Below are 21998 nucleotides of genomic sequence, written 5' to 3' on the forward strand. Positions count from 1 at the left end.
TTGGAGGCCAGACGACATGACTGCCGCGATGGATCGTACGGCGACCGACGAGGGCGTCGTCATCAGCATGAACGACGAGGGCACCGAGGAGGTGTCGGCGCGACTACTCGCCTCGGCGGCCCGGCTCTCGCGCAATGCGATGACCGAGATCGACTGGGACCTGCCGATGGACCCGACCAAATACGGCTGCAGCCCGGAGTGGTCCTCGCTCTACGGCACCGACTACTGGGACGAGCTGACCGAGGAGCAGCGCATCTCGGTCACCCGCCACGAGTTCGCCTCGATCATGAACATCGGCATCTGGTTCGAGATGATCCTGCAGGAGATGGTCATCCGCGATCAGTACCTCGGCGCCTACCACAGCCCGGAGTTCCAGTTCGCGCTCACCGAGATCGCCGACGAATGCCGGCACTCGATCATGTTCGCCAAGGCCAGTGAGAAGATGGTCGGCACCTCCTACAAGCCCACCAAGTGGGTCGGGCGGCTGGGCAAGCTGTTCAAGCGCACCGCCAAGAACGAGGTGGCCTTTGCCGGCATCCTCGTCGCCGAAGAGGTCCTCGACGTCTTCCAGCGCGGCTGCATGCGTGATGACCGCGTCCTGCCGTTCATCCGCACCGTCAACGAGATCCACGTCCTCGAGGAGTCGCGGCACATGAGGTTCGCGCGCGAGGAGGTGCGCGAGTCCATGGAAGGTGTCGGCTGGTTCCGCCGCCAGTTCAGCGCGCTCTACGTCTCGCTCGGCGCATACTTCATCGTGTCGAGTCTGGTGCAGCGCAAGGCCTTCGAGGATGCCGGCCTCGACGCCGACCGTGCGGTCGAGGAGATGAACCACAACTCGCATTTCCAGTCGATGATCCGCGGGAGCTGTGCGCACCTGATGGAGTTCCTCGACGAGGTCGGTCTGCTGACCCGGCCGGCGATGCATTACTACCGGAAAGTGCACATGCTCTGATGTACGTCATCACCCAATCCTGTTGCAGCGACGCAGCATGTGTCTCGGTCTGCCCGGTCAACTGTATTCATCCCACGCCTGAAGAGCGCGGCTTCGGCAGCTCGGACATCCTGCACATCGACCCGCAGGTGTGCATCGACTGCGGTGCGTGCGCCGATGCGTGCCCGGTGGACGCCATCTTCCCGGCCGACAAGCTCGGTACACGCGACAAGGTGTTCATCGAGATCAACGCCGACTATTACAAGAACAACCCGGACGCCTCGGCCGACCAACTGCCCGTGGTGTACCCGGAGATCCCGAAACTGCCTGCCGGACTGCGGGTTGCGCTCGTCGGCACCGGACCGTCGGGCGGGTACGCGCTGCGCACCCTGCTCGACCGGACCGAGGCGCAGATCACCGTCATCGACAAACTGCCCACGCCGGGCGGCCTGGTGCGTGCCGGTGTGGCGCCCGATCATCCGGGCACCAAGGGTGTCTTGCGCGGCTTCGACCTGATGTACCGGGACCCGCGGGTCACCATGGCCACCAACGTCGAGGTCGGACACGACGCCGGGCAGATCACGCCGGCGGAACTCGCCGAACACTTCGACGCGGTCTTCTACGCGGTGGGCGCGAGTGAGTCACGGCGCCTGGGCATTCCGGGTGAGGATCTGGCCGGGTCGACGTCGGCAACCGAGCTGGTCGCCTGGTACAACGCGGTTCCCGGCGCGGACGCCGCCCCGCCGATCCGCTCCGATGACACGGCCACCGGCCGTGCGGTGATCGTCGGCACCGGCAACGTCGCCCTCGACGTCGCGCGGATTCTCGTCTCGCCGCCGGAGTTGTTGGCCACCACCGACATCGCCGATCGCGCGCTGCGCATCCTCGAGGAGCAGAACGTCCACGAGGTGGTCGTGCTCGGGCGTCGCGATCAGGCCGGTGCCGCCTACACGTCGGCCGAATACCGTGCGCTCTCGACCATTCCGGGCGTCGAGGTGGTCGTCCACGACGATCCCGCTGCGCAGCTGCCAGACCTCACCGCACCGGCCGACCCGAACCGTCGCCGCATCATCTTCTTGTTCCACAGCGCGCCCGCGGAGATCCTCGGCGAGCAGCAGGTGGAAGAGGTGTCGGTGCGGACCGGGCAGCAGAGCCACCGTATCGCCGCCGACCTCGTGGTCCGTTCGATCGGTTACCGCTCGGTGCCGATCCAGGGGTTGCCGTTCGACGAGACGCGCGGCATCTTCCCGAATGACGCGGGCCGCATGCTCGACGAGAACGGTCAGGTGCTTGCGGGCAGGTATGTGCTCGGGTGGGCCAAGCGCGGTCCGAGCGGTGGCATCGGGGCGAACAAGAAATGCGCCCAGCGGACCGTCGAGGACTTCATCTCGGATGCGGTCGGCGGCGAGCTGCCCCGCACCACGCGTGCGGCCGGCGAGTTCACCGCGTTGCTGCGCAAGCGGACCCGGCATGTCATCGGATATCGCGGAATGCGCGCGATCGATCGTATCGAGCGCCGGCTTGGTGCGGAGCAGGGTCGTCCGCGCGTGAAGTTCACGCGGATCCCCGACATGGTCGGGGCTGCGGGCCGCCGCAAGCGGTGATAGAGGCCCCGCACGCATATGAAGTGCAGCTATGGCGACGACCACGACAATAATCGTCTCGGCCGTCGCCATAGCTGCATGCGGTATTCGCAACGCGCCGGGTATGCGCGGTGAGCGTCTCACAACATCGCCGTAACACGCGGGCAAGTCGCATTTCATGCGCCGTCGGGATAGTGGCGGCATGTCCAGTACCCCGCACTTCCTTCAGGGCGTCTTCGCGTTCACCGGCTCCGGGCTGACCAAGCCCGCGCCGATCGACCCGGCGCTGACCTATGTGGTGCCCGCGGGACTGACGGCGCAGCCGCTGTATTTTCGTGGCGGCAACCCCACCGGCGAGCTGATCTATGTGTCGCTCAACCGCGACGGCGCCCCGATGCGGATCTTCCCGATCGGGGCCAAGGATGCGGTCAACGTCCCGCTGCGGGTGGTCGAGGACGTCGACCCGGATTCGACGCTCGAACTCGTGCTCGCCGCACCCGATGGGTGCGCCGGTGAGGTGGTCATCGACTTCGGGCTGGTGCTCATTTGATGTGGGACGGTGACGCGACCCCCAAGCGGCGGCTGGTCGTCGTCGGCAACGGGATGGCCGGGGCCCGCACGGTCGAGGAGATCCTGGCCCGCGACGGCGGCGAGCAGTTCTTCATCACCATGATCGGCGACGAGCCGTACGGCAACTACAACCGCATCATGCTCTCGCACGTCCTGGCCGGGGAGAACGCGGTCGACGACGACGACATGATGCTCAACCCGATGTCGTGGTACACCGACAACGGCGTCACCCTGTATGCCGGCGATCGCGCGGTGGAGCTCGACCGCTTCGCGAAGACGGTCACCTGCGAGAGCGGCCGGATCATCGGCTTCGACGTACTGATCATCGCCACCGGATCGCACACCTTCTTCCCGAACATGGACGGGCTCCGCGAGGCCGACGGCCGCCTGGCACGCGGGGTGTTCGGTTTCCGCACCATCGCCGACACCAACGGGATGCTGCAGATGGCGACCTCACGGGATCACCTGCGGGCCATCGTCATCGGTGGCGGGCTGCTCGGCCTCGAGGCCGCCTACGGGCTGCGGACGCAGGGCGTCGACGTCGACGTGGTGCACTCGCCGGGGCATCTGATGAATCAGCAGCTCGACGAGCACGGCGGAAAGGTGTTGCGCAACAAGATCGAATCGCTCGGGGTCGGGGTGTACACCGGCAAACGCACCACTGCGGTCCAGCGCACCGACGCCGGAAAGGTGGCGGGAGTGCAGTTCACCGACGGGGATTCGCTGCCCGCCGACATGATCGTGGTGACCGCCGGTATCCGGCCCAATGTGGAGCTGGCCCGCGGCGCCGGTCTGGTGGTGGAGCGGGGGATCGTCGTCGACGACCAGATGCGTTGCGAAGACGAGGGATTCATCTACTCGGTGGGAGAATGCGCGCAGCATCGCAGCGAGGTGTACGGCCTCGTCGCCCCGCTATGGGAACAGGCGGTGGTGCTCGCCGACGTGCTGACCGGAGCCGACCCACGGGCCGAATATCATGGCTCGCGCCTCACCACCAAGCTGAAGGTGGCCGGGGTGGATGTCGCGGCGATGGGCGTCAAGGGTCCCGAACGCGAGGACGACGAGTTCGTCCAGTTCTACGAACCGCGTAACGGCATCTACAAGTCGGTGGTGGTTCGCGACAACAAACTCATCGGCGCGATGCTGCTCGGCGATGTTTCCAAGGTCGGATTCCTCACCCAGGCCTTCGACGAGAAGGTGCCGCTACCCGAGGAACGCATCTCGATGCTCTTCGACATGGGGACGCCGAGCGCACAGACCGGTGCCGCCGAGCTGGCCGACGACGTGCAGGTGTGCAACTGCAACGGCGTCACCAAGGGCGATCTGGTCGCATGTGTGGCGGGCGGGGCCACCAGCGTCGCCGAGGTCTGTGCGGCCACCCGCGCAGGCAAGGGGTGCGGTTCTTGTAAGGGCCTGGTCGCCGACATCGTCGAATACGCGGCCGGTGGGTCGCTGACCGCCGACGCCTCCGCCGATTGGTATGTGCCATGTATTCCGCTGTCGAAACCCGAACTGATCGAGGCGATCCGGCGTCAGGGCCTGCGGTCGGTGAGCGCGGTGTTCGCCGCGCTCGCACCCGATGGTGAGGACGCGGCGGCGAAGATGCCGCTGGCCTCGCTGCTGCGGGTGGTGTGGGAATCGGACTGGGAACGCGAACCGGGTGCATTGTTCGTCAACGACCGAGTGCACGCGAACATCCAGCGCGACGGCACCTTCTCGGTGGTGCCGCAGATGAAGGGCGGGGTCACCTCGCCCGAGCAGCTCCGCAAGATCGCCGATGTGGCCGAGAAGTACCGGATTCCGATGATCAAGGCGACCGGTGGGCAGCGTCTGGATCTGTTGGGGGTCAAGAAGGAAGACCTGCCGAAGGTGTGGGCGGATCTGGGCATGCCGTCGGGGTACGCATACGGCAAGAGCTTCCGCACGGTGAAAACCTGTGTGGGCACCGACTATTGCCGATTCGGCCTGGGTGACTCGACGTCGCTGGGCATCGCCATCGAGACGCGCTATCAGGGGCTGGAGACTCCGGCCAAGCTCAAACTGGCCGTCACCGGCTGCCCGCGCAACTGCGCCGAGGCGCTCTGTAAGGACTTCGGCGTGGTGGCGATCGGCAACGGGCTGTGGGAGATCTATGTCGGCGGCGCCGCCGGCGCGCATGTGCGCAAGGGTGACCTGCTGGCCACCGCCGACTCACCCGACGAGGTGATCCGGCTGTGCGGCTTGTTCATCCAGCACTACCGGGAGAACGGCAAGTGGCTCGAACGCACCTATGACTGGGTGCCGCGGGTCGGGATCGAGGAGCTGCGGGCGATCCTCGTCGACGACCGCGACGGACTCGCCGGCCGGCTGCAGGAGGGGATCGACGCGGCCGTGGGCGCCTACGTCGACCCGTGGCTCGACCGTGAGGAGCCGAAGACCAACGCGCAGTTCACCTCTGCGCTGCCGTTGCTGCCGCTGCCGCAGGTGCCGGTACGATGACCGCGCTCGAGCGCGCCGTCACCACCGAACCGGTCGAGGTGGGCCAGGGCTCCGAGGTGGCGGTGGGCGAGGGCCGCGCCTACGCGGTGGGCGACGAGCAGATCGCGGTCTTCCGGATGACCGACGGCACGTTGCGCGCCACGTCGGCGGTCTGCCCGCACAAGGGCGGCCCGCTCGCCGACGGGCAGTTCGACCTCGGCAAGATCGTGTGCCCGCTACACCAATACGCCTTCGCCTTCACCGACGGCCGGTGCACGACCGACGGGATCGGTTCGGTATGGACGTACCGCATCGAGGACCGTGACGGCCGGATGCTGGTGTGGATCTGAGCCGTGTGGATCTGAGCCCACGCTGCGGGAGAAGAGTGTCGACGGTCCGAGATGTGGCCGGAACCGTTGGCGAGTAGGGTCGGCGCAGATACGCGGGGGCCGGTCGCCGGGTCTTCGCTCGACTCGATGATCGTGGAGGTCTGATGACTGCATCTGTCCGGGACGATGCCGCGGTGCGCGCATCCTGGATTCCGATGATCGGGCTGTTTCTGGCGCAGGTGCTGATGTCGTTCAATGTCGCGGCGCTGCCGGTCTCCCTCGGTGGGATGGTCGAGGACTTCGGGGTCGCACCGACCGTGGCGAGCACCACCATCGTGGTGTATGGCCTGGCAGTCGCCGCGCTGGTGATGGTCGGCGCGAAGATCGGTCAGCGTCTGGGCTGGCTGCGGGTCTTCCGTGCCGTCATCATCTTGTTCGCGTGTTCGTCGGTGTTGATGATCGTGTCGCCGTCGGTCGGCTGGGCCATCGCGGGCCAGGCGCTCGCGGGTGCGTCGGCGGCCATCATCGTGCCCGCACTCGTCGCGCTGATCGCCGAGAACTACCAGGGTGAGCAGCAGGCGACGGCCATCGGTTCCCTCGGCTCGGCCCGGGCTATCTCCGGGTTCAGCGCATTCTTCATCGGCGGTGCACTCGGCACCCTGGTCGGCTGGCGTCCGGTGTTCGTGATCGTCCTCGTGATCGCCGCGCTGGTGTTCGTGCTCAGTTTCCGCCTCCGGGCGGTGCCCGGCGACCCGGCCATCGACATCGACATCGTCGCCGCGATCCTCATCGGCGCCGGGATCGTGCTGCTGACGCTGGGCTTCAACAACCTCAACAACTGGGGTATCTTCTTCGCCGATCCCGGCGCGCCGTTCGACATCGCCGGGGTGTCACCCGCCCCGCTGATGGTCGTGCTGGGCGTGATCCTCGGTCAGCTCTTCTTCTTCTGGACCCGCCGACGCACCGCCGCGGGGAAGGTTCCCCTCGTCGACCTGTCGGTGCTGCGCAGCCCGCGTGAACGCGCCGCGGTGTACGCCATGTTCATCATCGTGGCGATGGAGGCGGCGGTGAACTTCACCATCCCCCTCTACACGCAGATCGTGCAGGGCCGCACAGCTTTCGACACCGCCGTCGCGATGATCCCGTTCAACCTGACCGTGTTCGTCACCGCCACGCTCGTGGTGCGCACCTACAAGCGTTTCCCGCCGCGGACCATCGGTGTGTTCTCCTTCGTTCTCACGACCGCCGCGCTGGTGTGGCTGGGCTTCGTCGTGACCAACAACTGGGAGACGGTGCCCACGATCCTCGGGTTGATCGTGTTCGGTATCGGTCAGGGTGCACTCGTCACCCTCGTGTTCAACGTGCTGGTCACCGCGGTGCCGAAACAACTGGCGGGCGATGTCGGGTCCATCCGCGGCACCACGCAGAACCTGGCGTCGGCGGTCGGCACGGCCACCATGGGCGCCTTGCTGGTGGCCCTGCTGAGTTTCGGTGTGGTGCAGTCGATCACCGACCATCCGAAGCTGCCCGAGGAGTTGGTCTCGCAGGTCGACCTCGACAACGTCAACTTCGTCAGCAACGACGACCTGCGCAAGGCGCTCGCCGAGACGACGGCCACGCCCGCCCAGATCGCCGAAGCGGTCGGCGTCAACGAGGACACCCGCCTGCAGGCGCTGAAGTACGGCTTCCTCGTCCTCGCCGCGATCAGTGCCACGGCGATCGTCCCGGCCGGCCGGCTCCCCGCATATCGGCGCGAGAACATCGACGGTGACGGTGACGACACAGCCGACGACGCCACGGGTGACGACGTCCCCGACGACGACGTCTAGGCCGGCGGGCAGCCGGCTCAGTACACGTCGCGCACGTACCGCTTGTCGGCGGCGAGTGCCTTCACATACTGTTCGGCACTCTTCTCCGACAGCTTGCCGTACTGGGCGACAACACCTTTGATCGTGTCGTCGACGTCGCGGGCCATCCGGGTGGCATCACCGCACACGTAGATGTGTGCGCCGTCGTGCAGCCACTGGTACAACTCGGCGCCGTGTTCGGCGATGCGGTCCTGCACATAGATCTTGCGGTCCTGGTCGCGGGAGAATGCGACGTCGAGGCGGGTCAGCAGGCCGTCGGAGAGCATGCCGGTGAGCTCGTCGCGGTAGTAGAAGTCGGTGGCGCTGTGCTGTTCGCCGAAGAACAGCCAGTTGCGTCCGGTGTGTCCGAGCGCTCGGCGTTCGTGCAGGAATGCGCGGAACGGGGCGATTCCGGTGCCCGGTCCGATCATGATCATCGGGGTGTCGGGATCGGCGGGCGGCCGGAAATGGTTGGTGGGAGTGAGGAAGATGCCCACCTCCGCGTCCTCGGCATGATCGGCGAGGAAGGTCGAGCACACGCCGTGCCGCGGCGTCCCGTGCACGTTGTAGCGCACCGCCGACACCGTGAGATGCACCTGGTCGGGCGAGGTCAGCGGTGACGACGAGATCGAATAGGACCGCGGTGCAAGTGGTTTCATGACATCGACCCACTCCTGCGGGGCGGCGTCGATGCGATGCGCGCCGAGGACGTCGACCGACTGCCGTCCCCACGCCCACGCGTTGAATGCGTCCTTGTTGCCGGGAGCGGTCAGCGCCGTGAGCTCCCCATCACCGGTGCGTTCGGCCAGAAAGTGCAGCAGATCCGGGGTGAGGCGCGCAATCTCGAGTCGGTCGCGCAGGGCGATACCGAGGGTCGTGGTTCCGCCCGGGCCGAGAGGCCCGGTGGGCATGTCGACGGGAGCGTCCGCATCGAGACCGGTGTGGGCGAGCCACTCGTCGACGAGGTTCGCACTGTTGCGGGGATAGACGCCCAACGCATCACCCACGCGATACTCGAGGGCGCCGGGTGGGAGTTGAAAGGCGAAGTTACGTACGTCTTTTGCCGATCCGGCCGCATTGAGCCGCACGTTGTGCACGAGGCTGGTCATCAGCGGCTTCTTGCGCGAGTGGCGGGGGGCGGCCCGCTCGGCGGGTTTCGCCGGTTCGGTGACCGTGACCGTCGGTGTCGCGCGCGGCGCCGAGTCATCGGCGTCGGCATCGGCGGCCTCGGCGAGGTATGCGAGCACTCGTTTGAGCCAGACGGTCGCGTCCTCCTCGAAGTCGGGCTCGCAATCGACCCGGTCGGTCAGGCGATGTGCACCGAGGTCGGTGAGGCGCTCGTCGAGTTTGCGGCCATGCGCGCAGAAGTCGTTGTAGCTCGAATCCCCGAAGGCGAGTACGGCATACGAGAGTTCGGTGAGTCGGGGAGTGTGCTCGGAAGAGAGCCGGTCCCAGAAGGAGGTGCCGTTGTCGGGTGGGTCGCCGTCGCCGGTGGTCGCGGTGATGAACAGGACGGTCCCGGTCAACGCGGCGGGGTCGGCGTCGTCCATCGACGCGGAGATGACCGTCCGGCCGGTGTCACGCACCCGCTGCGTGACGACCTCGGCGAACTCCTCGGCATTGCCCATCTGTGACGCCCACAGCACGGTGACCGGCGGCAGTGGCGTTTTGTCGGGCAATGCCTGCGGCGCCGAAGTGCCGGTGCGCGAGAACAATCCGGCCAGCAGGCCGGAGACGTAGGCGTGGGAGGTGGGTGACAGCTGGGCGTCGGCGGGGAGTGTGGGAGTGGTGTCGGTCGTTGGTGCGCTGCGCAATCCGGCGACGAGGCCGGCGAGATAGAGATGTTCACCCTCGGTGAAGGACGGTGCGGCGACGGTCGTGACACCGAGCGCGGTGGCCAGTGCGTCCACCGGGGCCGACGCCGAATCGGGTGCCGCCACCGCCGCGACCGGTGCGGCCGCCGAAGCCGGCGGCTCGGGCACCGGCAATGCGGCACCGACTCTGGTCAATGCCACCGCGCACACCTTGAACTCCGGCTGCTGCGAATCCGGGTCGATGGCATCGGAGGTGACGGCGTTGATGGCGAGGTGCTCGCCCCACAGGTCGTTCCAGTGGAACGGCACGAAGACCGAGCCGGGGCGGACCCGATCGGAGAGGCGTGCCGGCAGCACGGCCCGCCCGCGCCGGGACGCGACCTCGACCCGGTCGGTGTCGGAAATACCGAGGGGCGCAGCATCATCGGGATGTATCTCGACGAACGGTCCGGGCGCCAGCTTGTTCAGCTTGGCGACGCGGCCGGTCTTGGTGAGGGTGTGCCATTGATGCGGGAGCCGGCCGGTGTTGAGCAGGATCGGGTAGTCGTCGTCGGGCATCTCGGCCGGATCGACGTGCGGGCGCGCGAAGAACTGGGCGCGGCGCGTCGGGGTGGCGAAGGCCAGCCGTGGGCTGCTGCCGTCGTCGAGGGTGTGGACCGACTGACTGCGCCCGTCGTTGAGGTAGCGGATCGGGTGGCGGCCGTCGGCCGGGCCGCAATCGTCGGCCGGACCCGTCTCCTCGGGTGGGCACGGCCATTGGATGGGGGAGCGGCGCAACCGCTCATAGGTGACCCCGCGCAGGTCGTATCCGGTGCGGGGATTGGCAAAGCGCCGGATCTCGTCGAAGATCTGCTCGGCGCTGTCATAGGTGAAGGCGTCGGAATAGCCCATCGCGCAGGCGATCCGGGCGATGATCTGCCAGTCGGGGATCGCTTGACCGGGTGCGGGCATCGCCGGCTCGAACAGGGTGATGTTGCGTTCGGAGTTGACCATGGTGCCGGTGGACTCGCTCCACAGCGCGGCGGGCAGCACGACGTCGGCGTAGGCGTTGGTCTCGGTGTCGGTGAACGCGTCCTGCGTGACGACGAGCTCGGCGCGCCGTAGGCCATCGATGACCGTGGCGCGGTTGGCCACCGAGGCAACCGGATTGGTGCAGATGATCCAGCATGCCTTGATCTCGCCGTCGGCCATCCGGGAGAACATGTCGATGGTGCCGCCGCCGACGTCGGTCCGCAGCGTGCCCGCCGGGATCTGCCATTGGTCCTCGACGAAGGCACGATCCGCCGCGGAGACGACGGCGCGCTGACCCGGCAACCCCGGCCCCATGTACCCCATCTCGCGGCCACCCATGGCATTCGGTTGCCCGGTCAGCGAGAACGGACCGCTGCCGAGCCGGCAGATCGCGCCCGTCGCCAGATGAAGATTGATGAGCGCGTTGGTGTTCCAGGTGCCGTGCGTGGACTGGTTGAGGCCCATCGTCCAGCAGCTCATCCAGTTGGCGGCGTTGCCGATCAACTCCGCCGCCGAGCGCAGGTCGGCCTCGTCGATGCCGCAGACCTCGGCGACGCTCTCCGGCGGGTACCCGGCGGCGAAGTCGGTCATCTGCTCGAAGCCGTCGGTGAACTCGGCGATGAACGCCTCGTCGAGGTGTCCGCCGGTGGTGAGCAGATGCAGCAGCCCGTTGAGCAGTGCGAGGTCGGTACCCGAACGCACCGGCAGGTAGAGGTCGGCGGCCTCGGCGGTCGCGGTCCGCCGCGGGTCGGCGACGATGAGCGTGGCGCCGGCCTTGACGCGGTCCATCATCCGCAAGAACAGGATCGGATGGCAGTCGGCCATGTTGGAGCCGATGACGAAGAAGACGTCGGCGTGATCGAAGTCCTGATACGACCCGGGCGGCCCGTCGGCTCCCAGGGATTGTTTGTAGCCGGTGCCGGCGCTGGCCATGCACAGCCGCGAATTCGACTCGATCTGGTTGGTGCCGATGAAGCCCTTGGCGAGTTTGTTGCTCAGATATTGCGCCTCCATCGACATCTGTCCGGAGACGTAGAGCGCGACGGCGTCGGGCCCGTGCTCGTCGACGATGTTGCGTAGGCGGGCGGCGGTGCCGTCGATGACGGCGTCGAGGTCGGCGGGGTGCGGGTCGGCGTCACGGGTCTCGCGCAGCAGCGGCGCGCCCAGGCGGCCGCCGGCATTCAGCATGTCCGCGGTCGTCGAGCCTTTTGTGCAGAGTCGGCCGAAGTTCGTCGGATGGTCTTTGCGCCCGGTGCTCTTGAGTGCGCGTACCGGCCCGTCGGTGGCGTCGGACACCGCCAGGTCGAGACCGCAGCCGACCCCGCAATAGGCGCACAGCGTGGCAGTGGAGGTGGAGGTCGTCACTCCTCCAGCCTCGGCAGGGCGTGTTTCGCAACCCGAATACTGCGGTTACGCCGCTATCAACTTGGCCTCACACCGCAGATCGGCCGATGTGCGGGTGGCGTCACCTGCGTGAACGAGTTACGGCGTTGCTCAGACAGCTCTCAGTCGTTGTGGATAAGACTAGTACCCATGCGGATACTCGTGGTCGACGACGATCGGGCGGTGCGCGAGTCATTGCGCCGATCTCTCACTTTCAACGGCTACACCGTGGATACGGCCGGCGATGGCATCGAGGCGCTGGAAAAGCTCGTCGCCGAACGCCCCGACGTGGCGATCCTCGACGTGATGATGCCACGCCTCGATGGCCTCGAGGTGTGCCGTCGGCTGCGTTCCACCGGCGATGACCTGCCCATTCTCGTGCTGACCGCGCGCGATTCGGTCTCCGAGCGGGTCTCCGGTCTCGACGCGGGTGCCGACGACTATCTGCCCAAACCGTTCGCGATGGAAGAGCTGCTCGCGCGTCTGCGGGCCCTGCTGCGGCGTTCGGCCCCCGAGGACGGCCCCGACTCGGAGACCCTCACCTTCGCCGATCTGTCGCTCGACCCGGTCACCCGCGACGTCTACCGCGGTGAGCGGCAGATCAGCTTGACGCGCACCGAGTTCGCGCTGCTGGAGATGTTGATGGCCAACCCGCGCCGGGTGCTCTCGCGCAGCCGGATCCTCGAGGAGGTGTGGGGTTACGACTTCCCGACCTCGGGTAACGCACTCGAGGTCTACGTGGGTTATCTGCGCCGCAAGACCGAGGCCGACGGGGAGACACGTCTGATCCACACGGTGCGTGGCGTCGGCTATGTGCTGCGGGAGACATCGCCGTAGTGGCCGCTTTCGGACCCGGATCTGTCGGCGCCCCGGCGGGCGGTGGTCGGTGAGTTCACCGCACGGCCCGGCCACCGACCCCGGTGCGTCGATACCGCGCCGCCTGCACCGGCAGGCGGCCCGGCGCTGGTTCCGCTTCCGCCACCACACCGACCGGGAGATGCGGGCACCGACGGCGCTGACCCGATCGGTGTCGCTGCGGGTGCGGGTCACCTTGCTGTCGATGACGGTGGTGTTGCTGGCGGTGACCCTGATGGCCGGCGCGGCGTACTTCGTCGTCTACCGGGCCATGTACAACGAGATCGACACCGGCCTGGAGAGTCGCGCCGACGGCATGACGGCGCTGGCCAAGACCGGCACGCTCAATCAGCGTCCCGGTGCGCTGGTCACCGGAACCGTGTTCTCCACCAACATCTCCATCGCGCTGGTGCGCCCCGACGGATTGGCTCTGCGGATCGGTGACGTGCCGTTCGGTGACGCCGAACGCGACATCGCCGAATCGACGAACAGTCCCGGCAACAACAATCAGAGCCTGCACACCGTCGCGCGCCAGCGGGTGCTCGCCCGCAAACTCGACGACGGCAACACCCTCATCCTGGCGCAGTCGTTGCTGCACACCGATCGCACGCTCAAACGGCTCGCCTGGGTGCTGTTCGTCGTGGGCTGTGGTGGGGTGGCGCTGGCCGCCCTGGCCGGGATGACCGTGGCCCGGGCCGGGTTGAGACCCGTCGCCAGACTGACGCGGGCCGCCGAACGGGTGGCCCGCACCCAGGATCTGACGCCGATCCCGGTGACCGGTAACGACGAATTGGCGCGTCTGACCGAGAGTTTCAACACCATGCTGCGTGCGCTCGCCGAATCGCGGGACCAGCAGGCACGTCTGGTCGCCGACGCCGGCCACGAGCTGCGGACCCCGCTCACCTCGCTGCGCACCAACCTCGAATTGCTCATCGCCTCGAGCGAACCGGGCGCGCCGGCGGTGCCCGCCTCGGACATGGTGGAACTGCGCTCGGACGTGATGGCGCAGATCGGCGAATTGTCGACCCTGGTCGGTGATCTCGTCGACCTCGCACGCGAGGACGCCCCGGAGGTGGTGCACGAGGAGCTCGATCTCGGCGAGGTGGTCTCCGGTGCGCTCGAGCGGGTCCGGCGCCGGCGCACCGACATCGAGTTCACGATGACCCTGACGCCGTGGTACGTCTTCGGCGATCAGCACGGCCTGGCGCGTGCGGTGCTCAACGTCCTCGACAACGCCGCCAAGTGGTCGCCGCGCGGGCGCACCGTGGAGGTCGTGCTCAGCCAACTGAATCCGACGACGGCCGAACTCGCCGTCGCCGACGCCGGCCCGGGCATCCCCGAAGAGGATCGGCAGATGGTGTTCGAGCGGTTCTACCGGGCCACCCAGTCGCGGTCGATGCCGGGTTCGGGACTCGGGCTGGCCATCGTGCGGCAGGTTGTCGACCGGATGGGCGGGACGGTCCGCGCCGAACAATCACATCTCGGCGGGACGGTCATCCTGATGACCTTGCCCGGTCATCCCGCGCCGGTGGAACCATCGCCGCGGGTGGTTCGTCAGTAGAGAGGTACGCGGTGCAGATGACATCCGGGCGGTGTTCGCGCGCAGGCCAGGGTGGTGATCGCCTAGGGTTATCTGCGCCACGATGCAACGGTGGTGGCCGGTTGTCGGCAGGGCGGATGCCTGTCGGATACCGGCAGCAGTGTCGGAACAGGATTTTCGGACGACAGATGTGGGGACGACGATGACGGGTGGAGGTTCGCACCGCGGGCCATATGACGGTTCGCAGGACTCCGGCGAATCCGGGTGGTCCGGTGCGTACGGCCGTCCGGGCGGCCAGGAATCCGGCAATCCGGGTGGCCCGCCCTCGGGGGCCGGTCCGTCGACCGGGCCCGTACCCGCGTACCCAGGGTCGCCCTACGGCGGTTCGCCGGGGGCGGCGCCGTGGGAGCGGTCACCGGCATTCGGCGACACCAGCGGCGCGTCCACGAGCGAACCCCAGTCGCAGACACCGGGTTTCGGCCCGGGAGGTGCTGATCGGACGCAGTCCTTCGGGGCGGGGCCGGGCGCAGGTTACGGCACCGAATCCCAGGGTGCGCACGGCACTCCCACCTCCGCGTATGGCCCCGGAACGGGTCCGCTGGGCCCGTCGGGTCCCCCACCGGGTACCGGGTTCGGCCCGCCACCGGCGGGCGGCGACCCGCAGGGTCCGCACAAGAAGTCGCGTGGCGGATTGTTCGCACTCCTTGCCGCCGGTGCCGTGGTTCTCGCGCTCGTCGCCGGCGGCGTCGGCGGGGTCGTCGGCGCCCAGCTCGACGACGACTCGACGACCAACACCGCGAACAATCAGCCGCTCGGCGGCGATCCCAGCTCGCGCGATTCCGGCGAGGTTCCGGCCCCGGCCGGATCGGTGCAGCAGGTGGCCGCCGACACCTTGCCGTCGGTGGTGTCGATCGACGTCACCGCAGGCAACGAGCAAGGTGAGGGATCGGGCGTCGTACTCAGCGCCGACGGCATCATCATGACCAACAATCACGTCGTCAGCGGCAGCAACGGCCGCCCGGCCGGCGACGTCGTGGTCAATTTCCAGGACGGGTCGCGGGCCTCGGCACGGGTTCTCGGCGCCGATCCGATCTCCGACATCGCCGTCATCAAGGTCGACAAGACCGGTCTGCGCCCGATCAAGGTCGGCACCTCCGACAATCTCGCCGTCGGGCAGGACGTGATCGCCATCGGTGCACCGCTCGGCCTCGAGGGAACGGTGACCACCGGCATCATCTCGGCGCTGAACCGGCCGGTCTCGACCACCCGCGAGGGTGACACCACCTCGGTCATCGACGCGATCCAGACCGACGCGGCGATCAACCCGGGCAATTCCGGTGGTGCGCTGGTGAATGCGCGGGGTGCGTTGATCGGCGTGAACACCGCGATCGCGACGCTGGGCGGCAGTAGTCAGGAACAGCAGAGCGGCAGCATCGGTCTCGGCTTCGCGATCCCGATCGACCAGGCGATCCGCGTGGCCAACGAGCTGCGTGACACCGGCAAGGCCACCCACGCCGGCCTCGGCGTGTCGGTGCGGCCGAGCACCGATCCGAACGCCCCCGGTGCACTGATCGCCGACGTCCAGGCCGGTGGGCCGGCCGCCGCGGCCGGAATCCCGAAGGGGGCGGTCGTCACGAAGATCGACGACCGTAACATCACGACCGGAGACGCACTGGTGGCCGCCGTGCGCTCGTACAAGCCCGGTGATCGAGTCCAGGTCACCTACACCGCCGGTGGCCAGACCAAGACGGCCACGGTCACGCTGGCCACCTTGCAGTCGAACTGACGCCCGCCACGCAGATGCCGTCGGCCTGACCGAGAACCGCAATCACCACGAGCACGCAGCAATCGTGCCGACTCGCAGAGAGGACAGTGGCCATGATGACCAGCGACTCCGATTTCCAGGTGGCCGAGAACGCGCCGACCGAGAAGGTCGAGGTGGATCCGGCCGACGTCGTTGCCGCCGACGCCGCGGCCCGCGCCTTCGCGGCACGCCATGGCGGGCCGGCCCGCGACGGTGCCGGTGACGAGGCGGGCCGCGCGCTCGTCGTCGTCGTCAGTGACCGTGTTGCGCACGGCGACGTCGATAGCCCGCTGGGCCCACTGGTCGGTGAACTGCTCGACGAGGCCGGCTTCCACGTCGATGCGACGATCCTCGTCCCCGGCGACGAGGTGGAGATCCGCAACGCGCTGAACACCGCGGTGATCGGTGGCGTGGACCTCGTGGTGTCGGTCGGCGGCGTCGGGGTGGGCGCGCGTGACGTCACCCCGGAGGCTACCGACCCGCTGCTGGATCGGCGCCTGCATGGCATCGAAGAGGCCGTGCGCAGCTCGGGTCTGGCCGCCGGTGCGACCGACGGTGGACTTTCGCGCGGGCTGGCCGGAATCTCCGGGCAGACGCTTGTGGTCAACATCGCCGATTCCCGCGCGGCCGTCCGTGACGGCATGGCCACCGTTGCTCCGTTGGCCAAACACGTCATCGACAGCATTCGGGATTTCTGAGCGCACACCGGGCAAGAAACTCGGCCGGGGTGATTTTCGGTTCAGGAGGGTTTTATATGGCTTCTGGAACATATGACGGAAACAATGCCGCGACGCCGCCGACAGAAGGCGGGCCATCGTCCTCCGGGGAATCGTCGGCACAGGTCAGGCGGGCCGCCCGCCGTCGCCGTGACCTCGACGCGATCTTTGGCGATGCACTTCCGGACGTTACCCGCGATGATCGTGATGAGCATCACAAGAGTGAGGGTCGCTCGCGTTATGACCGCGAGCGGCCACCGCACTATGAATGACGCTCGCAGCGCCGCATTCAGCAAGTTTTCCTTTTGTTAACTTCCGCGCTTTCGGCAGAGGCCGAGTAGCGATTCGCGATAGTGAAGGCCGACGCCGAGACACGGCTGATTCCAGCTGTTGCCCTCTTTGTGATTTCTCAGATAGCGTTCGCCGGGACAACAACCGGTGCCCAGCGTGGAGGACCGGGAGAGGGTCCTGTGGACTCGCGCGAGCGGGGCTGCAGTGGTGGCAAGGTCTGTTCACGTCCCCGTAACCCCATCGATGCGAACGGGTTACCGGGGTCGGACACGATTCCTTCGATCACCAAGGTCACAACCGGAGGTGTGGGTTGCACCGCCCGGAGATACAGCAGAATCCTGTGAGAGGGAACGAATGAGCAAGTTCAGCAAGCTTGGGCTGCGCCGTGCTGCGGGTGCATGCGCCATCACCGCCGTCGCGGCGATCGGGCTGGCAAGCATGGGGTCGGGGAACGCCGCGGCGGCTCCCCTCGCCAACGGCCAGAAGGTCGTCACCGGCCTCGACGGCGAGAGCATCAAGACCTCCCGTACCGCCGAGTCGCAGTTCTCGGTCGCGCGCGTCGCCAACAACGGCCTCGGCCGGACCGCGCTGCTTTCGGGCACCTACGCCGCCCAGGGCAGCGACGGCGTCAACGGCAAGTTGAGCGTCAAGATCCTGGCCGGCTGCCAGATCGACGTCAGCGGTTTCTCGGCGACCACCGGTGGCTCCCTGACCCTGTCGGCATCTCCGTCGGCGACCATCACCGGTGGCATCAGCTTGCCGATCAAGCCCGGTGAGGCGACCATCCAGGACGTGTCGGTCACCAAGAAGTTCAAGTCGGGCAAGGGTGCGGCCGTTCAGCTCTCGAACTTCGAGATCGAGTTCCCCAACTGCGGTGGCTACGCTTCGGCCCGCACCATCGTGGTCGCCACCGGCGCCAAGGGATACGACATCAACGCCGACGACGACACCGTCACCGGTGAGGGCACGCTCCTCAAGTCCACTCTCTACGGCCAGCCGTTCTTCGTCAGCTGACCCAAGCAGATAACCAACTCTCAAGCTCTATCTGCTTCGGGCAGATGCACATTCCACGAAGGGGAATCATGAAGAAGATCATCACACGTCGCGTTGCGGCGGGCGTCGGCGTTGCCGGTGCCGCGTTGATGGCGATCACCGCTGCCGGTTCGGGCGATGCGTCGGCGTCGCCGGTGGCGAACACCACGTTCACCAAGACCCTGGTCGACGGCACCCCGGTCACCATCCAGCTGTTCGGCCAGGACGTGAACTACCAGAACTCGATCGTCGAGTCGTTCAACCTGGTTCGTGAGGTCTGGGTGTCGGGCAAGGTCCGCGTCACCGTCGGCGGCAAGGCCACCGGTGGCACCGTCGCGGCCGGTTACATCGTCGGTTGCCAGGTCGACATCGGGCTCGGCGCAGAGAGTGGCGTCGACGGTGGGGTTACCGCAACGCCGAAGCCCGGCAGCAATCCGCCGGTGTCCGCCTCGCCGAGCGGTGAGGGCACCGCTGGCACGACTCTGAGCCTCGGCCCCGGCCAGGCCGGCTACGTCCCGATCGTCCAGGAGAAGGACAGCGACGGTGACGGCGTCAGCGACTACACGTTCACCGGTAACAAGGGTGGCGTCGCCTACAGCCAGGAGCGCTTCAAGGTCAGCAACTGCGGTGGCTTCGCCGAGGCCAAGGCCAAGGTGACCGTGACCGTCGACACCGATGCGGTCAAGGGTGTTGTGACCCTGTACGGCAAGCCGTTCAGCATCGGCTGATCTATCGCGTCCGGACCGTCAGGTCCACCACGCAACGCAGCATCATCTAGAAACACATCATCTAGAAACAAAGGGCGGGAAACCGGAATCGGTTTCCCGCCCTTTGGCGTTCCATGCGCCAGGTGATCGTTCAGGAGTCGTTGGGTCGCTGGATGTTTCGCCGCGCATTGCGCTCGCCGGCGCCGCGCGCCCACCGGGAACGCAATCCCCTCAACGGACGCGGTCCGCGCTCGACGCGAGCGGCTTCGTGCGGAGGCCCGTAGGGGTTGCCGTCCCTCCGGGGGCGCTCGTTCGGCGCGGTCGAGGTAGGCGCTCAACTGCCGGCGCGGTGAAAGACAGCGAACGGCCCGCGTCCACCAGGACGCGGGCCGTTCGGGTCTGGGCCGGTCGGGCCCGGTCAGCGCGAATGCCGACCGGGGCCCTCCGGCGGATGCTCGCCGGGATACTGCTCCCCCGGATACTGGTCGCCGGGATACTGCTCACCCGGGTACGGCTGCCCGGGCCGTGGATTCGGGTAGTTGGCGGGCGGATGGTTCCCCGGGGGCGGGTAATTGCCGGGCTGGCCCCCGGGCGGCGGGGGATAGTTGCCGGGCGGGGGCGGCGGGTAGTTGCCCGGTGCGGGCGACGGCGTCGGAGCGCCCGGGCCGGGATACGGCGCGGTTTCCGGTGCCTGACCGGGATGCTCGGGAGTCGCCAACGGACCCGAAGGCGCGGGATCGGAGTAGGCGATCGGTCCCGAGTAGGGGCCGGGATCCGAGTACGAGCCCGGGGCCGAGTGTGACGAGGGGGCGGGCGGGGCCGAAGGCGAGGGCGGCGGCGTGCTGAACTGCCTCGTGGAGGTGTCGTCCGGCCCGGTCGGGCCGTCGCCCGGTCCACCGGTCGGAGGCCCCGACGGATCGCTGAGGTGTGGCGGCAACACCGACTCCGCCTGTTCCCGTGCCGCCGAGCCCGAGTCGTCGGGGGAAAGGAAGTCCCGGATCTCGGTCAGCAGCGAGATCTCGGTGACCTCGGCTTCGTTGGGCTTGCGGCCCAGCGAGGCGAGCTTGTTGTACGGAACGATGATGATGAAGTAGACGACGGCCGCGACGATCAGGAAATTGATGATCGCAGCGATGAGCCCGCCGAAATCGAGAAATGTCGCATTGTTGTCGGTGACCTTGAATCCGAGACCACAGACGGAGACCGGGGCGTTGACGGCGTCGCCGCTGGCCGGTGTGGCAGGGGCGCAATCGCCGCTTCCGGTCGGAATCGCCGCGAGCAGCGGATTGATGATCCCTTTGGTGAAGGCGGTGACGATGCCGGTGAACGCGGCGCCGACGATGACCGCGGTCGCCAATTCGACGACGTTGCCTCTGAGTATGAAGTCCTTGAAGCCCTTGAGCACTCTCCGGTCCTTCCTGATCGGTTTCTGGTGCCAGGTATCCATGCCGTCAAAGTCCCCGAATGGACAAGGACTTTCACGAAACTCTATCCGGGATCGTAAACGAGACTGGCCAAATTGTTCAGCCGAGTCAATGTGACGCGCCGGTCCTGGCGAGCAGGGGTGCGACGGAGGCGTAGCCGTCCGGGTCGAGATCGGGGGACCACGCCGGCCCGGTGAACACGCGCGCGGTGCCCGGTGCCGACGACCACGCCGGCCAGCCGGGGTCACCGCCGATCGTCAGGCCGATCGCCGCGGCGTGGGTCCGGTCGGCAAGTGACTGCGGCGGACGGCGGCCCGTCAACACCTCGACCCGGACGGCGTCGAGACAGTCGAACCAGAACGGTACGTCGATACAGTGCACCGCCCACCCCCGCATGGGGCTCGGCGGTGCGGACCGGAATGCGTAGCGGTACACCCATGTCGGGGCGGTGCCGCGGGCCCGCGCGATGCGCACGACCGTGCTACGGAACACGCGGTCGGTGAGGTAGCGGCCCAGCAGCGCGGCGCGCCCTCGCGCGGCGACCTCGCGATTCGCGGCGAGGTATCCGGAGCGCTGCGCTCGCGGGAGTCCGGCCGCGCCGAGCAGAGCTGTCAACGGAAGCCACCGGAGAATGGTGGCGGCGCGGGGGTTTTTGGCGGCACGGGCGACTAGCACCGAGAATTCGTCGTTTCGGCGGCTCCGACAACCAGCGGTTTGTCGGCGCCGACGCCGGCGGCGATCGCGTCGATGGTCGGCCGGGTGATCAGCTCGCCGTCGATCGACGGACCGAAATGCAAGCCGTGGGTCAGGAGCTCCCGGGCCGCGCCCAGACTGTTCACTTCGGTGAGGGCCTGCTGTTCCTCGAGGAGCCGCTCCTCGGTCACGGTCGACAGGCCGGCCCGGGTCGGGGCGACGCCGAGGCCGCCGGCGATGGCGCGCCCGAGCGCTTCGGACCGATCGACCGCGATGTCGGTGGTGGCCGCCGACATCGCCCACACGCGGTGGAACAGGTGCTGGGCTGCCGGCATCGCGAGCAGCGTCAGCACCGCCCCGCCGCCCGCGGACTGGCCGGCGATCGTGACCTGCGACGGGTCGCCGCCGAAATACGCGATATTGTCGTGCACCCACTGCAGTGCCAGCAGCCAGTCGCGCACCCCGCGGTTCGACGGCGCGTCCTCGATCCAGCCGAACCCGTCGAATCCCAGGCGGTAGGAGATGGTCACGGTGACGACGCCGTCGCGGTTGAACGAGCGGCCGTCGTACCAGGGGCTCGCCGGTGAGCCGGCGAAGTATCCGCCGCCGTGAATCCACACGAGCACCGGGAGCGCGGCATCGGTGCCCGGGGCCGGGGTGAAGACGTTGACGTTCAGCGTGGCCTCGCCCGGGACGGACGGCTCGGGGATGAGTGTCACGCCGGGATCGCCGCGCTGTGCCGTCGCCCCGTAGTCGAGCGCGTCGCGTACGCCCGCCCACGGTTCGGCGGGTACCGGCGCGGCGAACCGCAGATCACCGACCGGCGGCTGCGCGAACGGGATGCCGAGGAAGGCCGCCGACCCACCGGCTCCCGGCTCGCCGCGCCAGCAACCGCGCACCCGTCCGGTGACGGTGTCGGCCTCGGCGTGGTGGATGGTCCCCGTGTCGTCGGTCCCTGTGCTGTTGGCCATGGCGGCGTCGGTCATGCACTCTTCCTATCGCACGCCGCCC

Annotated in this window: 16 protein-coding genes; 12 read left to right on the forward strand and 4 right to left on the reverse strand. The window is 67.8% G+C overall.

Annotation, left to right across the window (positions count from 1 at the left end; translation table 11 throughout):
- Nucleotides 1–16 precede the first annotated feature (16 nt).
- From ACPXB3_RS20225 to ACPXB3_RS20250, 6 genes are all read left to right on the forward strand, one after another.
- On the forward strand, nt 17–952 hold the full coding sequence (locus ACPXB3_RS20225; protein ID WP_425706506.1) for an AurF N-oxygenase family protein: 936 nt from the start codon (nt 17–19) through the stop codon (nt 950–952).
- A complete protein-coding gene (locus tag ACPXB3_RS20230; protein ID WP_425729294.1) occupies nt 952–2535 on the forward strand; it encodes an FAD-dependent oxidoreductase in 1584 nt (527 codons plus the stop codon). Before ACPXB3_RS20225 ends, ACPXB3_RS20230 begins: the two co-directional genes overlap by 1 nt.
- A gap of 181 nt (nt 2536–2716) precedes the next feature.
- On the forward strand, nt 2717–3064 hold the full coding sequence (locus ACPXB3_RS20235; protein WP_425706504.1) for a molybdopterin oxidoreductase: 348 nt from the start codon (nt 2717–2719) through the stop codon (nt 3062–3064).
- The gene (gene nirB, locus ACPXB3_RS20240; RefSeq protein ID WP_425729296.1) at nt 3064–5562 is read left to right on the forward strand and encodes a nitrite reductase large subunit NirB; all 2499 of its coding nucleotides are present in this window, start codon (nt 3064–3066) and stop codon (nt 5560–5562) included. The genes ACPXB3_RS20235 and nirB overlap by 1 nt, the downstream gene beginning before the upstream one ends.
- Complete coding sequence (locus tag ACPXB3_RS20245; RefSeq protein ID WP_425729298.1) at nt 5559–5891, forward strand: Rieske (2Fe-2S) protein; 333 nt, start codon at nt 5559–5561, stop codon at nt 5889–5891. Before nirB ends, ACPXB3_RS20245 begins: the two co-directional genes overlap by 4 nt.
- A 143-nt stretch (nt 5892–6034) precedes the next feature.
- Nucleotides 6035–7699, forward strand: a complete 1665-nt coding sequence (locus ACPXB3_RS20250) for an MFS transporter (RefSeq protein ID WP_425729300.1) — start codon at nt 6035–6037, stop codon at nt 7697–7699.
- A gap of 17 nt (nt 7700–7716) precedes the next feature.
- On the opposite strand, the gene ACPXB3_RS20255 is transcribed toward ACPXB3_RS20250, so the two are convergent.
- Complete coding sequence (locus ACPXB3_RS20255; RefSeq protein ID WP_425729302.1) at nt 7717–11907, reverse strand: molybdopterin-dependent oxidoreductase; 4191 nt, start codon at nt 11905–11907, stop codon at nt 7717–7719.
- Between the two features lie 168 nt (nt 11908–12075).
- Here ACPXB3_RS20255 and ACPXB3_RS20260 point away from each other — a divergent pair, with 168 nt between their 5' ends.
- The 6 genes from ACPXB3_RS20260 (at nt 12076) to ACPXB3_RS20285 (ending at nt 18891) form a co-directional block, all read left to right on the forward strand.
- Complete coding sequence (locus ACPXB3_RS20260; protein WP_425706499.1) at nt 12076–12762, forward strand: response regulator transcription factor; 687 nt, start codon at nt 12076–12078, stop codon at nt 12760–12762.
- 160 nt (nt 12763–12922) lie between these two features.
- Entirely contained in the window at nt 12923–14341 is a 1419-nt protein-coding gene (locus ACPXB3_RS20265) for an ATP-binding protein (protein WP_425729315.1), read from the forward strand.
- Between the two features lie 181 nt (nt 14342–14522).
- Nucleotides 14523–16106 carry a S1C family serine protease gene (locus ACPXB3_RS20270; protein WP_425706498.1) on the forward strand — a complete coding sequence of 528 codons (1584 nt, stop codon included), beginning with the start codon at nt 14523–14525 and terminating at the stop codon, nt 16104–16106.
- 92 nt (nt 16107–16198) lie between these two features.
- On the forward strand, nt 16199–16822 hold the full coding sequence (locus ACPXB3_RS20275) for a MogA/MoaB family molybdenum cofactor biosynthesis protein (RefSeq protein ID WP_425706497.1): 624 nt from the start codon (nt 16199–16201) through the stop codon (nt 16820–16822).
- Between the two features lie 663 nt (nt 16823–17485).
- Nucleotides 17486–18145, forward strand: coding sequence for an MspA family porin (locus ACPXB3_RS20280; protein WP_425729304.1), 660 nt, complete (start codon nt 17486–17488; stop codon nt 18143–18145).
- A 68-nt stretch (nt 18146–18213) separates the two neighbouring features.
- Nucleotides 18214–18891: an MspA family porin gene (locus ACPXB3_RS20285; protein WP_425706495.1), complete on the forward strand. Its 678-nt coding sequence runs from the start codon at nt 18214–18216 to the stop codon at nt 18889–18891.
- Nucleotides 18892–19288: 397 nt separating this feature from the next.
- Here ACPXB3_RS20285 and ACPXB3_RS20290 read toward each other — a convergent pair whose 3' ends face one another.
- The 3 genes from ACPXB3_RS20290 to ACPXB3_RS20300 all read right to left on the reverse strand — a co-directional run bounded on the left by ACPXB3_RS20290 (nt 19289) and on the right by ACPXB3_RS20300 (nt 21973).
- Nucleotides 19289–20275, reverse strand: a complete 987-nt coding sequence (locus ACPXB3_RS20290; protein WP_425729317.1) for an MscL family protein — start codon at nt 20273–20275, stop codon at nt 19289–19291.
- Between the two features lie 127 nt (nt 20276–20402).
- The gene (locus ACPXB3_RS20295) at nt 20403–20909 is read right to left on the reverse strand and encodes a hypothetical protein (RefSeq protein WP_425729306.1); all 507 of its coding nucleotides are present in this window, start codon (nt 20907–20909) and stop codon (nt 20403–20405) included.
- Nucleotides 20910–20962: 53 nt separating this feature from the next.
- Nucleotides 20963–21973, reverse strand: a complete 1011-nt coding sequence (locus ACPXB3_RS20300; protein ID WP_425729308.1) for a carboxylesterase family protein — start codon at nt 21971–21973, stop codon at nt 20963–20965.
- Between the last annotated feature and the right edge of the window lie 25 nt (nt 21974–21998).

Source organism: Gordonia sp. DT219 (genome assembly GCF_049847065.1).
Classification (GTDB): domain Bacteria; phylum Actinomycetota; class Actinomycetes; order Mycobacteriales; family Mycobacteriaceae; genus Gordonia.

What these genes read in the sequence shown, in the direction of transcription:
- ACPXB3_RS20280 (WP_425729304.1), top strand. Translation starts at nt 17,486, where the DNA reads ATGAGCAAGTTCAGCAAGCTTGGGCTGCGCCGTGCTGCGGGTGCATGC.
- ACPXB3_RS20270 (WP_425706498.1), top strand. Translation starts at nt 14,523, where the DNA reads ATGACGGGTGGAGGTTCGCACCGCGGGCCATATGACGGTTCGCAGGAC.
- ACPXB3_RS20300 (WP_425729308.1), bottom strand. Translation starts at nt 21,973, where the DNA reads ATGACCGACGCCGCCATGGCCAACAGCACAGGGACCGACGACACGGGG.
- ACPXB3_RS20265 (WP_425729315.1), top strand. Translation starts at nt 12,923, where the DNA reads ATGCGGGCACCGACGGCGCTGACCCGATCGGTGTCGCTGCGGGTGCGG.
- ACPXB3_RS20235 (WP_425706504.1), top strand. Translation starts at nt 2,717, where the DNA reads ATGTCCAGTACCCCGCACTTCCTTCAGGGCGTCTTCGCGTTCACCGGC.
- ACPXB3_RS20225 (WP_425706506.1), top strand. Translation starts at nt 17, where the DNA reads ATGACTGCCGCGATGGATCGTACGGCGACCGACGAGGGCGTCGTCATC.
- ACPXB3_RS20250 (WP_425729300.1), top strand. Translation starts at nt 6,035, where the DNA reads ATGACTGCATCTGTCCGGGACGATGCCGCGGTGCGCGCATCCTGGATT.
- nirB (WP_425729296.1), top strand. Translation starts at nt 3,064, where the DNA reads ATGTGGGACGGTGACGCGACCCCCAAGCGGCGGCTGGTCGTCGTCGGC.
- ACPXB3_RS20230 (WP_425729294.1), top strand. Translation starts at nt 952, where the DNA reads ATGTACGTCATCACCCAATCCTGTTGCAGCGACGCAGCATGTGTCTCG.
- ACPXB3_RS20275 (WP_425706497.1), top strand. Translation starts at nt 16,199, where the DNA reads ATGATGACCAGCGACTCCGATTTCCAGGTGGCCGAGAACGCGCCGACC.
- ACPXB3_RS20260 (WP_425706499.1), top strand. Translation starts at nt 12,076, where the DNA reads ATGCGGATACTCGTGGTCGACGACGATCGGGCGGTGCGCGAGTCATTG.
- ACPXB3_RS20245 (WP_425729298.1), top strand. Translation starts at nt 5,559, where the DNA reads ATGACCGCGCTCGAGCGCGCCGTCACCACCGAACCGGTCGAGGTGGGC.
- ACPXB3_RS20285 (WP_425706495.1), top strand. Translation starts at nt 18,214, where the DNA reads ATGAAGAAGATCATCACACGTCGCGTTGCGGCGGGCGTCGGCGTTGCC.